The organism is Kerstersia gyiorum (assembly GCF_004216755.1).
GTDB classification, from domain to species: Bacteria; Pseudomonadota; Gammaproteobacteria; order Burkholderiales; family Burkholderiaceae_B; genus Kerstersia; species Kerstersia gyiorum.
The window spans coordinates 82380-96733 of the sequence record NZ_SGWZ01000008.1 but is presented as its reverse complement, the minus strand read 5'-3'; the positions used below and the strand labels follow the sequence as shown (position 1 = coordinate 96733).

Annotated in this window: 15 protein-coding genes and 1 pseudogene; 9 read left to right on the top strand and 7 right to left on the bottom strand. The window is 64.2% G+C overall.

Going from position 1 to position 14354, the window contains the following annotated elements; genetic code table 11:
• Positions 1-29 precede the first annotated feature (29 nt).
• On the top strand, positions 30-791 hold the full coding sequence (locus EV679_RS17120; protein WP_130487857.1) for an amino acid ABC transporter ATP-binding protein: 762 nt from the start codon (positions 30-32) through the stop codon (positions 789-791).
• Positions 788-1735, top strand: a complete 948-nt coding sequence (gene hutG / locus EV679_RS17115) for a formimidoylglutamase (protein WP_130487856.1) — start codon at positions 788-790, stop codon at positions 1733-1735. Before EV679_RS17120 ends, hutG begins: the two co-directional genes overlap by 4 nt.
• A 48-nt stretch (positions 1736-1783) precedes the next feature.
• On the opposite strand, the gene EV679_RS17110 is transcribed toward hutG, so the two are convergent.
• Together EV679_RS17110 and EV679_RS17105 are read right to left on the bottom strand one after the other, a co-directional pair.
• The gene (locus tag EV679_RS17110; protein WP_207224963.1) at positions 1784-2824 is read right to left on the bottom strand and encodes an ATP-binding protein; all 1041 of its coding nucleotides are present in this window, start codon (positions 2822-2824) and stop codon (positions 1784-1786) included.
• Positions 2825-2871: 47 nt separating this feature from the next.
• Complete coding sequence (locus tag EV679_RS17105; protein ID WP_068374727.1) at positions 2872-3621, bottom strand: response regulator; 750 nt, start codon at positions 3619-3621, stop codon at positions 2872-2874.
• 261 nt (positions 3622-3882) lie between these two features.
• Here EV679_RS17105 and EV679_RS17100 point away from each other — a divergent pair, with 261 nt between their 5' ends.
• Entirely contained in the window at positions 3883-5394 is a 1512-nt protein-coding gene (locus EV679_RS17100) for an MFS transporter (protein WP_130487854.1), read from the top strand.
• Positions 5395-5431: 37 nt separating this feature from the next.
• On the opposite strand, the gene EV679_RS17095 is transcribed toward EV679_RS17100, so the two are convergent.
• A complete protein-coding gene (locus tag EV679_RS17095; RefSeq protein ID WP_130487853.1) occupies positions 5432-6148 on the bottom strand; it encodes an SDR family oxidoreductase in 717 nt (238 codons plus the stop codon).
• A gap of 52 nt (positions 6149-6200) precedes the next feature.
• Positions 6201-6527, bottom strand: a pseudogene (locus EV679_RS17090) (winged helix-turn-helix transcriptional regulator); the annotation flags it as partial.
• 110 nt (positions 6528-6637) lie between these two features.
• On the opposite strand from EV679_RS17090, the gene EV679_RS17085 reads away from it, so the two are divergent.
• The 3 genes from EV679_RS17085 to EV679_RS17075 all read left to right on the top strand — a co-directional run bounded on the left by EV679_RS17085 (position 6638) and on the right by EV679_RS17075 (position 9924).
• Positions 6638-7657 (top strand): zinc-binding alcohol dehydrogenase family protein, encoded by a 1020-nt coding sequence (locus EV679_RS17085; protein ID WP_130487851.1) that lies wholly within the window; start codon positions 6638-6640, stop codon positions 7655-7657.
• 102 nt (positions 7658-7759) lie between these two features.
• A complete protein-coding gene (locus EV679_RS17080; protein ID WP_127774650.1) occupies positions 7760-8662 on the top strand; it encodes a recombination-associated protein RdgC in 903 nt (300 codons plus the stop codon).
• Between the two features lie 188 nt (positions 8663-8850).
• Positions 8851-9924, top strand: coding sequence for an NAD(P)H-dependent flavin oxidoreductase (locus EV679_RS17075; RefSeq protein WP_130487850.1), 1074 nt, complete (start codon positions 8851-8853; stop codon positions 9922-9924).
• Between the two features lie 65 nt (positions 9925-9989).
• Here EV679_RS17075 and EV679_RS17070 read toward each other — a convergent pair whose 3' ends face one another.
• A complete protein-coding gene (locus EV679_RS17070; protein ID WP_130487849.1) occupies positions 9990-10715 on the bottom strand; it encodes a siderophore-interacting protein in 726 nt (241 codons plus the stop codon).
• 147 nt (positions 10716-10862) lie between these two features.
• Here EV679_RS17070 and EV679_RS17065 point away from each other — a divergent pair, with 147 nt between their 5' ends.
• Positions 10863-11540, top strand: a complete 678-nt coding sequence (locus EV679_RS17065; protein ID WP_068374700.1) for a TetR/AcrR family transcriptional regulator — start codon at positions 10863-10865, stop codon at positions 11538-11540.
• Positions 11537-12085: a dihydrofolate reductase family protein gene (locus EV679_RS17060; RefSeq protein WP_068374697.1), complete on the top strand. Its 549-nt coding sequence runs from the start codon at positions 11537-11539 to the stop codon at positions 12083-12085. Before EV679_RS17065 ends, EV679_RS17060 begins: the two co-directional genes overlap by 4 nt.
• 46 nt (positions 12086-12131) lie before the next feature.
• Here EV679_RS17060 and EV679_RS17055 read toward each other — a convergent pair whose 3' ends face one another.
• The gene (locus EV679_RS17055; protein ID WP_130487848.1) at positions 12132-12749 is read right to left on the bottom strand and encodes a LysE/ArgO family amino acid transporter; all 618 of its coding nucleotides are present in this window, start codon (positions 12747-12749) and stop codon (positions 12132-12134) included.
• A gap of 128 nt (positions 12750-12877) precedes the next feature.
• Between EV679_RS17055 and EV679_RS17050 the strand changes: the two genes are divergently transcribed.
• Positions 12878-13768 (top strand): LysR family transcriptional regulator ArgP, encoded by an 891-nt coding sequence (locus tag EV679_RS17050; RefSeq protein ID WP_127774660.1) that lies wholly within the window; start codon positions 12878-12880, stop codon positions 13766-13768.
• A gap of 219 nt (positions 13769-13987) precedes the next feature.
• Here EV679_RS17050 and EV679_RS17045 read toward each other — a convergent pair whose 3' ends face one another.
• On the bottom strand, positions 13988-14194 hold the full coding sequence (locus EV679_RS17045; protein ID WP_068374683.1) for a cold-shock protein: 207 nt from the start codon (positions 14192-14194) through the stop codon (positions 13988-13990).
• Positions 14195-14354: the final 160 nt, after the last annotated feature.

Sequence of the window (14354 nt, the reverse complement as noted above, 5' to 3'; positions counted from 1 at the left end):
CAAAGGGTGCCGTCAGTACGCAGCAGGAAATGATCCGGATCCGAAATCTGCATAAATCCTATGGCGACCATGCCGTGCTGCGTGGCATCGACTTCGATGTCCAACCCTCGCAGGTCGTCGTCGTCATCGGGCCCAGCGGCTCAGGGAAAAGCACACTGCTGCGCTGCTGCAACGGGCTGGAAGTCGCGCAGGGCGGCACCATAGAAATCTGCGGCCAGACCCTGCTGGACGAGGGCAAGCTGTTGCCCGACGCTGCGCTGAACCATCTGCGCATGCAGGTTGGCATGGTTTTCCAGGGTTTCAACCTGTTCCCCCATCTTTCCGTCCTAGACAACGTAACGATAGGCCCGCGCAAACTGCGTGGCATGAAACGCGAGCAGGCCAATGCACTGGCGGAAGACTTGCTGAAGAAAGTCGGCCTGGGCCAGAAAATGGCAGCCATGCCGGCCAGCCTGTCGGGCGGCCAGAAGCAACGCGTGGCTATTGCCCGCGCCCTGGCCATGCAACCCAAAGTGATGCTGTTCGATGAACCGACCTCGGCACTGGACCCCGAACTGGTAGGAGAAGTGCTGCAAGTCATGAAGTTGCTGGCGCGCGAGGGCATGACCATGATGGTGGTCACGCACGAAATGGGCTTTGCCCGTGACGTGGCTGACGTCGTGGCTGTGATGGATGGCGGCGTCATCCTGGAATCCGGCGCGCCCGAAGTGATTTTCAGCCAGCCGCGTGAGGCCCGTACCCGCGAGTTCCTCCAGGCAGTCCTGACTGCAGGACAGGGGGGGCTGGCATGAGCCCCATGCTAGTGGACACAAGCCTCTGGCAAGCGCGGGATGACAGTGCCGAATACGGCGATACGCGCAGGCTGGCGCATATCGTCGAAGCGGCTGCCGGGACGCCCGCGCCGGGAGAAGCCGTCCTGCTCGGGTTTGCCTGTGACGCGGGCGTGGCGCGCAACCAGGGCCGTATCGGCGCAGCCGCTGGCCCGGCAGCCATCCGCCGCTTCCTTGCCGGCCTGCCGGCGCACGGTTTGAAACGCCTGCTGGATGCCGGAGACATCGCCTGCGAGGGTGACGCGCTGGAAGATGCGCAGGAGCGCCTGGGCGCACGCCTGGCCGCCCTGATAGGCCAGGGCGCACGCCCGGTCGTGCTTGGCGGCGGCCACGAGATTGCCTGGGGCAGCTTCCAGGGCATGGCGCGCTGGCTGGCGGAGCAGGACGATGCTGGCCCCGTGCTGGTACTGAACCTGGACGCGCATTTCGATCTGCGTACCGGCCGGCCCGGCAGCTCGGGCACGCCGTTCGACCAGATTGCGCGCCATTGCCAGGCACACAGCCTGCCTCTGCAATATGCCTGCCTGGGTGTTTCCCGTGTGGCGAATACACCTGCGCTATATGCGCGGGCAACAGCAATCGGCGCAGTCTGGATCGAAGACAGCGACATGCAGGAACGGCATCTGCAGGCCCGCCTGGCGGATATCGACGCCTTGCTGGAACAGGCCCGGCACGTCTACCTGACCGTTGACCTGGACGTCCTGCCCGCCACCGTCATGCCAGGCGTCTCGGCACCCGCTCCTTATGGCGTGCCGCTGCCGGTGATAGAGGAAATCGTGCTGCGCGTCAAAGCCAGTGGCAAACTCAGGCTGGCAGACCTTGCGGAATACAACCCGCGTTTCGATGTGGACAATCACGGCGCGCGCGCCGCCGCACGCCTGGCCTGGCACCTGCTGGCGCCCTAGCCCACCACCCCGCCCGGCCTGACCTGACCTGGCGGCAGCCCTTACCCCTTAACGGGACGCCGTCGGCGCTTGCGCCCGTACGGCGGGCCAGCGCAACGAAAAGACCGTGCCGCCGCATGCAGCCGGCCAACAGGCGGCACGGCCGCCATGCACTTCCGCAATGGCCCGGACCACAGCCAGGCCCAGCCCGCTGCCGCCGCTGCGCCGTGACCGCGACGGATCGCCCCGGCGAAAGGCCTCGAATACATGAACCGCCATTTCCTGCGGAATGCCTGGCCCACTGTCCTCCACCTGCAGTTCGCAAGCCTCGGCCGATATCTCCAGCGACACGCGCAGCAAGCCCGGCGTCGCGTGCCTGAGCGCATTTTCCAGCAAGGCCATCAATGCCTGCCGGATGCGGATCACATCACACACCACCACTGGCAACGGCGCATGGATGTCCACGCGCAACATGAGCCCCCTGGCAGCCAGGCTTTCCGAAAATGCCTGGGCCACGTCAGCCAGCTCATGCGCCAGATCGCTGGGCACGAGGTCGAGTTCCAGGTGCCCGCTGTCGTTGAGACTGAGCACGCGCAAATCCTCGATCAGGCGGTTCAGGCCCTCCACCTGGCGCAACAAACCTTCGAACAGTTCTGTGCCCGGCGAAAACACACCATCGACCAGGCCTTGCAGGCGCCCTCTCAGGATGGTGACCGGCGTGCGCAGTTCATGCGCCACAGCGGCATTCCAGAATTCCTGCTCACGCGTTGCACTCTGCAGGCGTTCGGCCAGTGCATTGAAGTCCCGCACCAGCTGGGCGGTTTCGCCGGATGCCGGTTCGTCCAGGCGGGCGCGCGCCTGCAGCTTTCCCTGGGCCACATCGCGCAAGCCGTCCGCGACGGCGTTCAGGGGCGTCAGGATGCGACGCGAAAGCCGGACGGCCACCGTACCTGCCAGGGTCAGCGCAGCTACCGTGGTGCCGACGATCCAGGCCAGTTCGATGCCGGATGGCATCCAGGTTTCGGACAGGCTGTCCGGGGAATAAGTGCTAGCCAGCGCATAGAAGACATAGGAACCGACCACCGAGAGCAGGATAACGCCCAGCGCCATGGCGATAAGGGACAGGACGATCTGCCGGCGCAGGCCGTGGTGGCGCGTCAAGCATCACCCCCGAAACGGTAGCCTACGCCCCTGACACTCGACAGCATGCCTTGCAGGCCTGCATCTTCCAGCTTCTTGCGCAGCTTGCTGATATGACTGTCGACCGTCCGCTCCTGGGTATCGCCTTCGGGCAGGCAGGATGCCAGCAGTTCGGCACGGCTGAACACCCGCCTGGGGGTGCGCATCAGGCCAGCCAGCAACCTGAACTCGGTCAGGGTCAGTTCCAGCGCAACAGACTGGCCGTCAGCCAGAACCCGCGCCTCGTAGCCATCCAGGTCCAGTTGCAGCGCACCGACACGCAACAAACGCGCTGCCTGCGCCATGCCGGCGCCGGTACGGCGCAAGACGGCCTGGACCCGGGCGACGACCTCGGCAGGATTGAAGGGCTTGACGACGTAGTCGTCGGCGCCTACGCGCAAACCCATCAGCTTGTCTATGTCCTGGTCCAGCGCAGTCAGCATGATGACTGGCGTATTGCCTCGCGACCGTATGGCGCTCAGGACCCGCCAGCCATCCAGGCCCGGCATCTGCACATCCAGCAACACCAGATCGGGTTTGCGGGCAAGGTGCTGCGCCAGCGCCTGCAAACCGTCGCCGGCATGGACAGTACGCATGCCGCTACGCTGAAGATAGGCGGCCAGGATATCCGCTATCTCCACTTCATCTTCGGCAATCAGGATCAGGGCATTGCCGCTGGTGTCCAGGCTGGCCGATAGCGGTACGCGCAAATTTTTCTGCTGGGGCATAAGTATCGTTGTTTCTTGTCCATCTCCACTATAACTCCACAAAACTTCGAAGAAAATTCCATACGCGCACGGCAAAATCCAGTCTTCCGCTCCGTCGTCTGTGCGGTCGCCGGCGATGCCTCGGGCCTGGTTGCGGGCCCTGTCGCCCCGCTTGCGACTCACCTTTCCAGTCCGCAGAAAGACGCGCCGCCGCCACGCAGGCCGCGCCTGCCTCGCGCAGACACAGGGGCCTGTTCACCTCCCTATCCGGACGCCGGACTTATGTTTTCTGCCATTCCCCGCCGCTGGCTGATCCTGTGCGCCGTCATGCTGGCGTTCCTGCCGGTCATCATCGACATGACGATCCTGCATATTGCCGTGCCCTCGTTGACCCAGGCCCTGGGCGCAAGCAGCACAGAAGTGCTCTGGATCATAGACATCTACCCGCTGCTGATGGCCGGGCTGCTGGTGCCCATGGGCACACTCGCCGATCGCGTCGGCACCCGCCGCATCATGCTGGCAGGCTTGCTTGTGTTCGGCATCGCTTCGCTGCTGGCCGCGTTTTCCGCCACGCCAGGCATGCTGATAGGCGCTCGCGTGCTGCTTGCCGCCGGGGGCGCGATGATCATGCCCTGCGTGCTGGGCGTGATCCGCAAAACCTTCGAGGACGAGCGGGAACGTGCCATCGCGCTGGGTTTGTGGGGCACGGTCGGCGCTGCTGGCGCAGCCATCGGGCCGCTGGTCGGCGGCGCGCTGCTGGAGCACTATTGGTGGGGTTCCGTCTTCCTGATCAATGTCCCCATCATGCTGGTGGTCGTGTCCGTGGCCTACGCGCTGCTGCCCCGCCAGGAGGCCACCACGGCAGGCAGCTGGGCCATCGGCCAGGCCCTGGTTCTCATTGCCGGCATCATTGCCGTGGTCTACAGCCTCAAGGCGGGCATGGCCGGCAGCCAGCCACTGGCGCGCACCGTGCCGCTGCTGCTGGGCGGGTTGGCCTTGCTGGCCTGGTTTGCGCGCGCCCAATTGCATTCCGCCACGCCGATGCTGGATCTATCCCTGTTCCGGCATCCGCCCATCGTCGCCGGCATGGTCATGGCACTGGTTGCCTGCGGGGCGCTGGCGGGCGTGGAACTGACGCTGGCGCAAGAACTGCAATACGTGCTGGAAAAAACACCGCTGCAAGCCGGCGTGTTCATGATTCCCATCATGGCGGCCGCTGCCATAGGCGGGCCTGTTGCAGGGTATCTCTCCAACCTGCTGGGCTTGCGTCTGGTTGCCAGCCTGTCGATGGCCATTGCCGCCCTTGCCCTGGCCTGGCTGGCTCAGGCCGATCTCAACGATTCCGGCTGGCAGGTCCCTGCCGCCCTCACCGTCATGGGGCTGAGCCTCAGCATCGGGCTGACTGCCTCTTCCATTGCCATCATGGGCGCAGTCGACGCCAGCAAGGGGGGCGCCGCCGGTTCACTGGAAGCCACCGGCTATGAACTGGGCAGCGGCCTGGGGATCACGCTGTTCGGCGTGTTCATGGCCAGCGTCTACAGCCGCACTATCGTGCTGCCGCCGCAACTGGCCGGCGCCCTGCAAGAGCAGGCCGCGCAGTCCATCGGCAACAGTTTTCTCGTCGCCCGGACACTGGCGCCAGACCAGGCGGACGCCGTCATCGCTGCGGCTCGAACGGCTTTTTCCGCCACACACTCCACCGTACTGACCGCTGCCGCCGCGCTCATCGCCCTGCTGGCCCTGGCCGTCTACCTGATGCTGGGAACAACGCCGGCACGCGCCGCCGGCGGGTGAACGCCGCGGCCGCCCCTGCACCGGGACAACTGCGGGCTCAGAAACGCGCGTCCCCGATCGCGGGCATGACCAGCTCCCGGATATAGGCGGCTGGCGACAGATGGATCATGGTCCGCACCATGCTGACCACGTCATGCACCGGCACCAATTGCCCTTCTCCGCGCGCCGCTGCGTCGGCCAGTGGTACCGCCAGGCCGTCATCGGTATTGAGATAGCCCAGCTGCAGGCACGATACAGCCAGTCCGTCGGCCCGGAAGCTTTCGCGCAACGCATCACCCATGCCGTTCAAGGCAAATTTCGACGCAGCAAAGGCAACTTCGGGCCGGCCGCTCTGGCGCAAGGCGGAGGTCGAGCCCGTCAAGATCAATTGCCGCCGCTTTGAACGCAGCAACCGGGGCATCAATTGTTTGATCAGCAGCAGGGTCCCGGTGATATTGATATCCACCATTTCCACGACGCTTGCGTCGGTCGTTTCCAGGAAGCGGTAGTCCTCGGTAAAGGCCGCCTCTTCCCAGACGCCCAGATTGCAGATCAGCACATCAAGCCCCTCCGGCGCGGCCTGCGCGATCTGGCGGGCAGCCTCGAGCGGCTGTCTGAGGTCGGCCTCTATCCATTCGAGATGCACCGCATCGGGCAGCGCCACGCTGCCGGGCCGCTTCCTGGAGACGCCTATTACCGTATCGCCTGCATCGCACAGGCCCTCGACAAAAGCGCGGCCCAGCCCCCGGCTGGCCCCGATGACCATCAGCTTCATGTCCTGCTCCCGTTCAAACTGCTTGTTCCTGCGGCACCGCCGTTTTTGCGACATGGGCATCGCCCCACGTTTTCAGGGCATGGATGACCGGCGCCAGTGTCTGGCCGTAATCCGTCAGCCGGTACTCCACTTTCGGCGGCACTTCCGGATAGACCTTGCGGGCAATCAGCCCGTCGCGCTCCAGTTCACGCAACTGATTGGTCAACATGCGCTGCGTGATGTTCGGCAGCAGGCGGCGCAATTCATTGAAGCGCAGCACCTGTCCGGCCAACAGGCGATAGAGGATCACTCCCTTCCATTTGCCGCCGATCAGATTGAGCGTCGCCTCGACGGTGCACCCCGCGCTGCAGTTGAAAGCCTGGTGTGGAATCCGCCCCATGACAGTACCTTTTTAGACACTATATACAAAATAAATGCGTTCTTACATTCAACGCAGGTAATTGCCAGAATAGCTCCATTGCCCTGTTTCCCGCAAAAAAGGAGTGCCTGATGCAAGCCGTCGGTTTCAATCGTCCCCTGCCCATCTCTTCCCCTGAATCGCTTGTCGATGTAAACCTCCCGGCGCCCGTCTATGGCGAGCACGACCTGCTGGTGGCGGTCCGGGCCATTGCCGTGAACCCGGCGGACACAAAGGTCCGCGCCTCGGCACGCCCTGCCCCTGGCGACTGGCGCATCCTCGGCTGGGATGCCGTCGGCATTGTGCAGGCGGTCGGCAGCCGGGTCAGCGGCTTTCTGCCCGGTGACCGGGTGTTCTATGCCGGCGCCATCAACCGGCCTGGCGCCTATGCCGAACTGCAGGCCGTCGATGCCCGCATCGCCGCCCATGCCCCCGCCACCCTGGATGACGCAGCGGCCGCCGCACTGCCCCTGACGGCGCTGACCGCCTGGGAGACGCTGTTCGACCGCCTGCAGGTCGAGCAACCCGTCGCCGGCGCGGCCAATGCCATCTTGATCATCGGTGGCGCCGGTGGCGTGGGCTCCATGACCATCCAGCTGGCCCGCGCCATGACCGGCCTGAACGTCATCGCCACCGCGTCCCGCCCAGCATCCATCGACTGGGTGCGAAAAATGGGCGCCCATTACGTGCTCGACCATCGCGAACCCCTAGCGCCACAAGTCGCCGCCCTGGGCCTGGGCGCCCCGGCATTCGTCCTGTCCACCACGAATAGCGCGGCCTACCTGGAGGATATCGAGGCGCTGATCGCGGCGCAGGGCCGCATCGTCCTGATAGACGATCCGGATGTCCTGGATATCGTGCCCCTCAAGCGCAAGAGCCTGTCCGTGCATTGGGAATTCATGTTCACCCGCTCCCTGCTGGGAACCGCAGACCTGGCACGCCAGCAGGATATCCTGCGTGCCGTCGCCGCCCTGGCCGACCAGGGAAAAATTGTGAGCACCCGGACGGAATCGCTGGGGAGCATCAATGCCGCCAACCTGCGCCTGGCCCATGCCCGTCTGGAGGGCGGGCACACCGTAGGCAAGATCACGCTGCAGGGCTTTGCCCGCTGAAGGCAGATGCAGGCGGCAGACACAAGATGTAGCCAAGCAAGCACGCCGCCATCCCCCTGTCTGCCAGGGCTGTATTAGAATGCCCACTTTTGCGAGCGCGCCATGTGGTTCAAGAACCTGAAACTCTATCGTCTGAACGCCAGCTGGAATCCCAGTGTGGACGAGCTGGACGAACAGCTTGCCACACTGGCTTTCACGCCCGGCAACACATCCCAGCCCCAGACGCTGGGCTGGACGCCGGTGCGTGAAAACGGCCGCTTTGCCCATGCCATCGGTGACCAGATCCTGATCTCGCTGCGCACGGAAAAGAAGCTGCTGCCCAGCACCGTGGTCAATCAGGTGGCCAAGGAACGCGCAGCCGACTTCGAAGCGCAGCAGGGCTACAAGCCGGGCCGCAAGCAGATGAAGGAACTGAAGGAGCGCATTTACGATGAGCTGCTGCCGCGCGCCTTCAGCATCAGCCGCGACACGCTGATCTGGATCGACCGCAAGAACCGCTGGCTGGTGATCGACGCCGCCGCCTCGGCCAAGGCCGACGAAGCCCTGGGCCTGCTGGCCAAAACCCTCAGCCCCTTCCCTGCCGAGCCCCTGTATGTGGAGCAATCCCCTGGCGCAGCCATGACCAGCTGGCTGGCCGACGACGAAGCCCCTGCCGGCTTCACCATTGACCAGGACACCGAACTGCGCGCCGCCGGCGACGGCAAGGCGGCCGTGCGCTATGTCAAGCACGCCCCCGAGCCCGAGGAACTGCGCCGCCATATCGCCAGCGGCAAACAATGCACGCGCCTGGCCCTGACCTGGGAAGACCGCGTGTCCTTCGTCCTCACCGACGCGCTGGACATCAAGCGGGTTGCACCGCTGGACGTCCTGGCCGAAAACAGCGAAGCTGCCGGCATGGCGGAAGATGAACGCTTCGATGCCGACATGACGCTGATGACCGGGGAACTGGCCAAGTTGGTGACCGCGCTGGTGGACGCCCTGGGCGGCGAAAAGAAATCCAGCTGATCCCGGACGCAATTTTGCGCTGACGTCAAAAGGCCTGGCAGCCATCGCTCGCCAGGCCTTTTGCTTTCCGCTCGCTCATTTGTCTTGCCGCCGCTTTGGGAGGATACTTGGGCCATACCGGCACTGTACCTGCACCCGGCCCCTACTCCTTTCCCGCTCGAGCTCACACCAGCAAGGACCACGCTGCCATGGATCATGCCTCATCGTTTTGCCAACGGCTGGCTATTTCCCATCCCATTATTCAGGCGCCAATGGCCGGCGTTGCCACGCCGGCTCTGGCGGCAGCCGTCTCCAACGCGGGAGGGCTGGGTTCCCTTGGCATAGGCTCGAACACGACGGCGCAGGCGCGCGACATGATACGGGCCACCGCCAGCCAGACGCAGCACCCCTTCAACGTCAATGTCTTCACCCATGCCCCCGCGCGCAGGGATGCCGCACGCGAGGCCGCCTGGCTGCAGCACCTGGCGCCGCTGTTCGCCCGTTTCGGCGGACAGCCCCCCGCCCGCCTGGAAGAAATCTATCCCAGTTTCCTGGCAGACGACAGCATTCTGGACATGCTGCTGGAAGAACGCCCGGCAGTCGTCAGCTTCCATTTCGGCCTGCCACGCCCGGAGCAGGCCCGCGCCCTGCGCGAAGCCGGCATTTTCCTTATGGCCAGCGCCACCAGCCTGGACGAAGCGCGCCGCATCGAAGCGGCCGGCCTGGATGCTGTGGTCGCGCAAGGCATAGAAGCCGGCGGCCATCGTGGCATATTTGATCCGGAAGGCCCGGATGAAGCGCTGGGCACGCTGGCCCTGCTGCAACGCCTGCATGGCCATATCGGCCTGCCTGTCATTGCTGCGGGAGGCCTCATGACCGGTGCGGACATCTGCGCCGCCCTGAACGCCGGGGCTGCTGCTGCCCAATTGGGTACGGCCTTTGTTCCCTGCCCCGAGAGCTCGGCCAACGCAGCTTACCGCGACAGGCTGCTTCATCCGGCAGGACTGGAAACACGCCTCACGACAGTACTGTCCGGCCGACCGGCCCGCGGCCTTCTCAACGACCTGATATGCCATGGCACCGCTTCAGGCAGCCCACGGCCGGCCGACTACCCGCTAGCCTATGATGCCGCCAAGCAGCTCAGTGCCCTGGCTATCTCCCAGGGCGACCACGGCTATGCAGCCCAATGGGCCGGCCAGTCATTCGCAAGGGCGCGCGCCATGCCTGCCAGCGAGCTGCTGCAAACGCTGCTGACCGAATTGGCAGCATCCGCCAGTGCCTGAATCTTCGCTACCTGCGCGCCGGCACGATCCCGTGCCAATGTCCGTCAGCCGGGCCGCTACCAGGCTCAAGCATCCCGGTGATCCGCTTCCCCCGCCTTCCAGTAGCCGCTGGCGCTGACACGGTGTACCGGCATTTCACGCTCCTGCAGGTAGTGCTTGCGCAAGGCCTTCACCATGGCGGATTCCCCCGCTACCCAGATATAGCCGGGCCCCGCCGGGAACGGCCGGAACATGAGGCTTTGGCGCAGCACGCTGCCAGCGTCGCCCTGCGCCTGCAACCAGGCGATGCGCATGCTGGCCAGCGTGTCTATACGCTGGCGGTCGGCCTGGGCGGCTATCTCGGCATAGACCTTGACCTTGATGCCGGCTGGCAAAGTTTCGGCGATCACCTGTATCGCGGGCAGCGCCGTCGCATCCCCGGCCAGCAACACCCAGCGGGCATCATCAGGGAGCTCGAAACGCCCTGAACGCGGCCCGGCGATCATCAGGCGGTCCCCCACCTGTGCTCCTGCCGCCCAGGCGGAGGCTGGGCCTTCGTCGCCATGCATGACAAAATCCAGATCCAGCGTCGCAGCACGCCGGTTGACGCTGCGTATGGTGTACGCCCGGCCTTCTCCGGTCGGCAGAAATACCTTCACCCAGGCTGCCGGGTCTTCGATGCCATCGGCCTGCAGGAAGGCCGCCATCTCGCTGCCGCCCAAAGTAATGCGCCGCATATGCGGCGTCAGTTCGGCAACCGCAACGACGTCAACAGCGGCGCGTGCCATGGCCGCCCTTTCTCTTTCACCCATGCTGTACTCCCATCCGGCTGGCCGCCAGCCGGGCAGCCGTGTAACGAAAATCTTGTGACATAAATCCTCCAGAACATCAGCCTTGATTCGTTACGTGGAATAATATGAGCTATTACTCGCATTTGATACTCGCTTTATCGGACCGCCATGCAACCGCTCCAACAGCCAAGAAAGACGCCGCGCCAGGCCCGTTCCCGAGCCCTGGTCGAGGCCATTCTTGAAGCAACCGCTCGCGTTCTGTCCGAACGCGGCTACGCCGGCACCACCACCAATCTCGTCGCTGAACGAGCCGGGGTCAGCATCGGGTCCGTATACCAGTATTTTCCAAACAAGGACTCCCTGATCACGGCCCTGCACGAACGCCATGCCGCGCAGCTATACGATGTCATGGCATCGGTCATGCAGGCACCCTACCCCAACCAATTGCGCGATCGCCTGGCGGCCATCGTCAGTGCATGGCTGGCGGTGCATCGGGTGGAGCCGGAGTTGCATCGCGTGCTGGAAAAGGAGTTTCCCTTTTATGACGTGCCGTCCGAGGAAAGCCCGGCGGACCAAGCCATCTTCAAGCAATTCCGCCAGATACTGGAGCGCCACCGCGACGAAATCCAGCCCACGAACCTGGACCTGGCGGCCTGGGTGTTGCTGCAAACCATGGAAGCCCTGATCCACGCCGCCGTGCTCTCCCCCTGGCCGCAGTTCCCGGAGCAAGCCGTGCAACAGGCCATTGTGGATACGCTGTGCGGCTATCTGTACACTGGCGGCCCTGGCCCTGGTGCCGGCCCCCGCGCCACGGCTCCCCCCCCTCCTGAGGTTGCTCCGCAATGACCCTCTGCTGCTCGGTTTTCATCGCTTCGTCCCTGGACGGATTCATCGCCCGCCAGGATGGCGCCATTGACTGGCTGGAACGCGCCAATGGCGCCGTGACGCCAGGAGAGGATTGCGGCTATGCCACGTTCATGCGCTCCGTGGACCTGCTGGTGATGGGCCGCAACACCTTCGATAAGGTCATGGAATTTCCGCAATGGCCCTATGCCGACAAGCCGGTCTGGGTTGTCACGCGCTCTCCGCTGGCTGCCGGCCAGGCCCTGCCTGACAAGGTACGCCTCACTGCGGCCTCGCCTGCCGCTCTCGTCGAAGCCGCGCAGCAGGCCGGCTATGGCCGGCTGTACCTCGACGGCGGCCGGCTGATCCAGTCCTTTCTTCAAGCTGGCCTGGTGACTGACATCACCCTGACCACGATTCCGCTGCTTCTGGGGCAAGGCCGCCCGCTATTCGGCAGCCTGCCCGAAGACCAGCCTTTGACGCTCGTCAGTTCGCACGCCTACCCATTCGGCTTCGTGCAATCACACTATCGCGTCCTGCCACGCTGATCTGCGCCCTGGACGCCTGCGACGATTATTTTTGCTGCGTCCGGGATCAATGCAGGGGCCGCGACAGCATCAACACGCACAGCACCAGCATGAAGGCTGCCACCAGCGCATCCAGCACCCGCCAGGCAGCCGGACGCCTGAACACCGGCAGCAGCAATCGCGCGCCATAGCCCAGGCTCAAAAACCAGGTCACGCTGGCCAGGCAGGCGCCGGCGGCGAAGGCCCAGCGTGTCAGGCCGCCGTACTGGGTCGACAAGCTACCCAGCAAGACCATCGTGTCCAGATAGACATGGGGGTTGAGGAACGTAAAGGCCAGGCAGGCCAGCACCACGCGCCGACGGCAGACGGCCCCTGCGGCTGTCTGCGTCAGGGCGGCCTGACCGCGCCAGGCCCGCCAGGCCGCCATCAGGCCATAGACCGCCAGGAAGGCTGCGCCACCGAAGCGCAGTAATTGCAGCAGGCCCGGCCACGTGCGGACCAGCGCTTCGATACCTGCTACCCCGCAGACGATGAACAGGATGTCACCCAGCGCGCACACGCTGATCACCAGCCCGACATGCCGCCGTTCCAGGCTCTGCCGCAAGACGAACGCATTCTGTGCTCCGATGGCAATGATCAGCCCGGCGCCGGAGAAAAAACCAGTGGTGGCAGCAGCAAGGTACATAAGGATGAAACTAGCGCAACAAGACGGGAAAGCGCCTATGCTGGCCGACAGCCCATATTAAGACTAGCTATTTTTTCTGTACCATATAAAGAATTTCTTAATTCGATACCGATGCCTGGACAGCTGCCTTGGATTTGATACACCCACAACTCGCCGCTTTTGCCGCCGTACTGGAAGAAGGCAGCTTCGAAGCCGCGGCACGGCGCCTGTCGGTCACGCCTTCGGCTATTTCCCAACGAATCAAGGCGCTGGAAGACAGGCTCGGCCAGGTGCTGATCGTGCGCCAATCCCCATGCCGGCCGACCCCTGCCGGAGAACGCCTGTTGCGGCGTGTACGTCCCATGCAGGCGCTGCAGGCCGAAGCGCTCGCCGACTTCCTGCCGGCTGGCCAGGCGGGAACGGCCCACCCTATCGCCATCGCCGTCAATGACGATTCGCTGGAAACCTGGTTCGTGGCTGCACTGGCCCTGCTGCACCAGCGCCATGGGCATGTCTTCGATATCCGTGTCGATGACCAGGACCATACGCTGGACCTGCTGCGCGACGGCTCGGTGCTGGGTGCGGTCACCGCCGAGCCCCAGCCCTTGCAGGGCTGCAATGTCCAGCCGCTGGGCACGATGCGCTACCGCGCCATTGCCGCGCCCGCATTCCGCGAACGCTATTTCGGCGCCGGATTGAATGCAGCAGCCTTCGCCGCCGCCCCCATGATCGTCTTCAATCGCAAGGACGCACTACAATGGCGCTTCGTGCGCCGCATTACCCGCGCGCGCCTGACGCCACCGGTGCACTACATTCCCACATCCAAAGGTTTCGTGGAAGCTGCAGCCAGGGGCCTGGGCTGGTGCCTGGCGCCCGAATCCCTGATTGCACCTGCGCTGCGTGACGGCACCCTCAGCCTGCTGGACACGGAACGCTGGCTGGATGTACCGCTCTACTGGCAACATGCAGCCATACGCTCCATCACGCTGCAGCAGATCACCCTGGCGCTGCGCGAGGCCTCGGCCAGCGCACTGCGCTGAGCGCTGGCGTGCTGCGCAGCAATCAGGCATCCGGCCCGTGCGCACTGACACCGGACCCACCCGCCTTGATGGACCAGGCCACCAGTTTGGACAAGACCACCAATTGCGCCACAGCGTCAGAAAACCCTGACAGAATAAAAAAAGACCGCAGCCTGGGGCTGCGGTCTTTTCCTGCCGCATCACCCGGTGAAGGGTGATGCGGCAACGAACTCGCCGGTATTAGGCCAGCAGTTCGATGTTCTTTGCGTTCGGGCCCTTGGGGCCTTCGCCGATTTCATAGCTCACGCGCTGGTTTTCTTCCAACGACTTGAAACCGTTGATACGGATTTCGGAGTAGTGAGCGAAGAGATCCTTGCCGCCTTCATCAGGAACGATGAAGCCGAAGCCCTTTTCAGGGTTGAACCATTTAACGGTACCGGTTGCCATAACTAAAAACTTCCTTGAATAAACGGGCGCAACGCCCGGGATTGCCAGAAACGATCAAGGAAGGGACGTCGAACACAACCTAGATACCAACACTGGGCGACTGGTGTACTGAAACCCGCGTCGCTTGACCATCTGCGTCTCCACTATGACCGGAATTTCA

What these genes read in the sequence shown, in the direction of transcription:
- EV679_RS17085 (WP_130487851.1), top strand. Translation starts at nt 6,638, where the DNA reads ATGCAAGCCGTCGGTTTCAATCGTCCCCTGCCCATCTCTTCCCCTGAA.
- EV679_RS17105 (WP_068374727.1), bottom strand. Translation starts at nt 3,621, where the DNA reads ATGCCCCAGCAGAAAAATTTGCGCGTACCGCTATCGGCCAGCCTGGAC.
- EV679_RS17120 (WP_130487857.1), top strand. Translation starts at nt 30, where the DNA reads ATGATCCGGATCCGAAATCTGCATAAATCCTATGGCGACCATGCCGTG.
- EV679_RS17045 (WP_068374683.1), bottom strand. Translation starts at nt 14,194, where the DNA reads ATGGCAACCGGTACCGTTAAATGGTTCAACCCTGAAAAGGGCTTCGGC.
- EV679_RS17070 (WP_130487849.1), bottom strand. Translation starts at nt 10,715, where the DNA reads ATGGGTGAAAGAGAAAGGGCGGCCATGGCACGCGCCGCTGTTGACGTC.
- EV679_RS17080 (WP_127774650.1), top strand. Translation starts at nt 7,760, where the DNA reads ATGTGGTTCAAGAACCTGAAACTCTATCGTCTGAACGCCAGCTGGAAT.
- hutG (WP_130487856.1), top strand. Translation starts at nt 788, where the DNA reads ATGAGCCCCATGCTAGTGGACACAAGCCTCTGGCAAGCGCGGGATGAC.
- EV679_RS17055 (WP_130487848.1), bottom strand. Translation starts at nt 12,749, where the DNA reads ATGTACCTTGCTGCTGCCACCACTGGTTTTTTCTCCGGCGCCGGGCTG.
- EV679_RS17095 (WP_130487853.1), bottom strand. Translation starts at nt 6,148, where the DNA reads ATGAAGCTGATGGTCATCGGGGCCAGCCGGGGGCTGGGCCGCGCTTTT.
- EV679_RS17060 (WP_068374697.1), top strand. Translation starts at nt 11,537, where the DNA reads ATGACCCTCTGCTGCTCGGTTTTCATCGCTTCGTCCCTGGACGGATTC.
- EV679_RS17110 (WP_207224963.1), bottom strand. Translation starts at nt 2,824, where the DNA reads ATGGCGCTGGGCGTTATCCTGCTCTCGGTGGTCGGTTCCTATGTCTTC.
- EV679_RS17065 (WP_068374700.1), top strand. Translation starts at nt 10,863, where the DNA reads ATGCAACCGCTCCAACAGCCAAGAAAGACGCCGCGCCAGGCCCGTTCC.
- EV679_RS17100 (WP_130487854.1), top strand. Translation starts at nt 3,883, where the DNA reads ATGTTTTCTGCCATTCCCCGCCGCTGGCTGATCCTGTGCGCCGTCATG.
- EV679_RS17075 (WP_130487850.1), top strand. Translation starts at nt 8,851, where the DNA reads ATGGATCATGCCTCATCGTTTTGCCAACGGCTGGCTATTTCCCATCCC.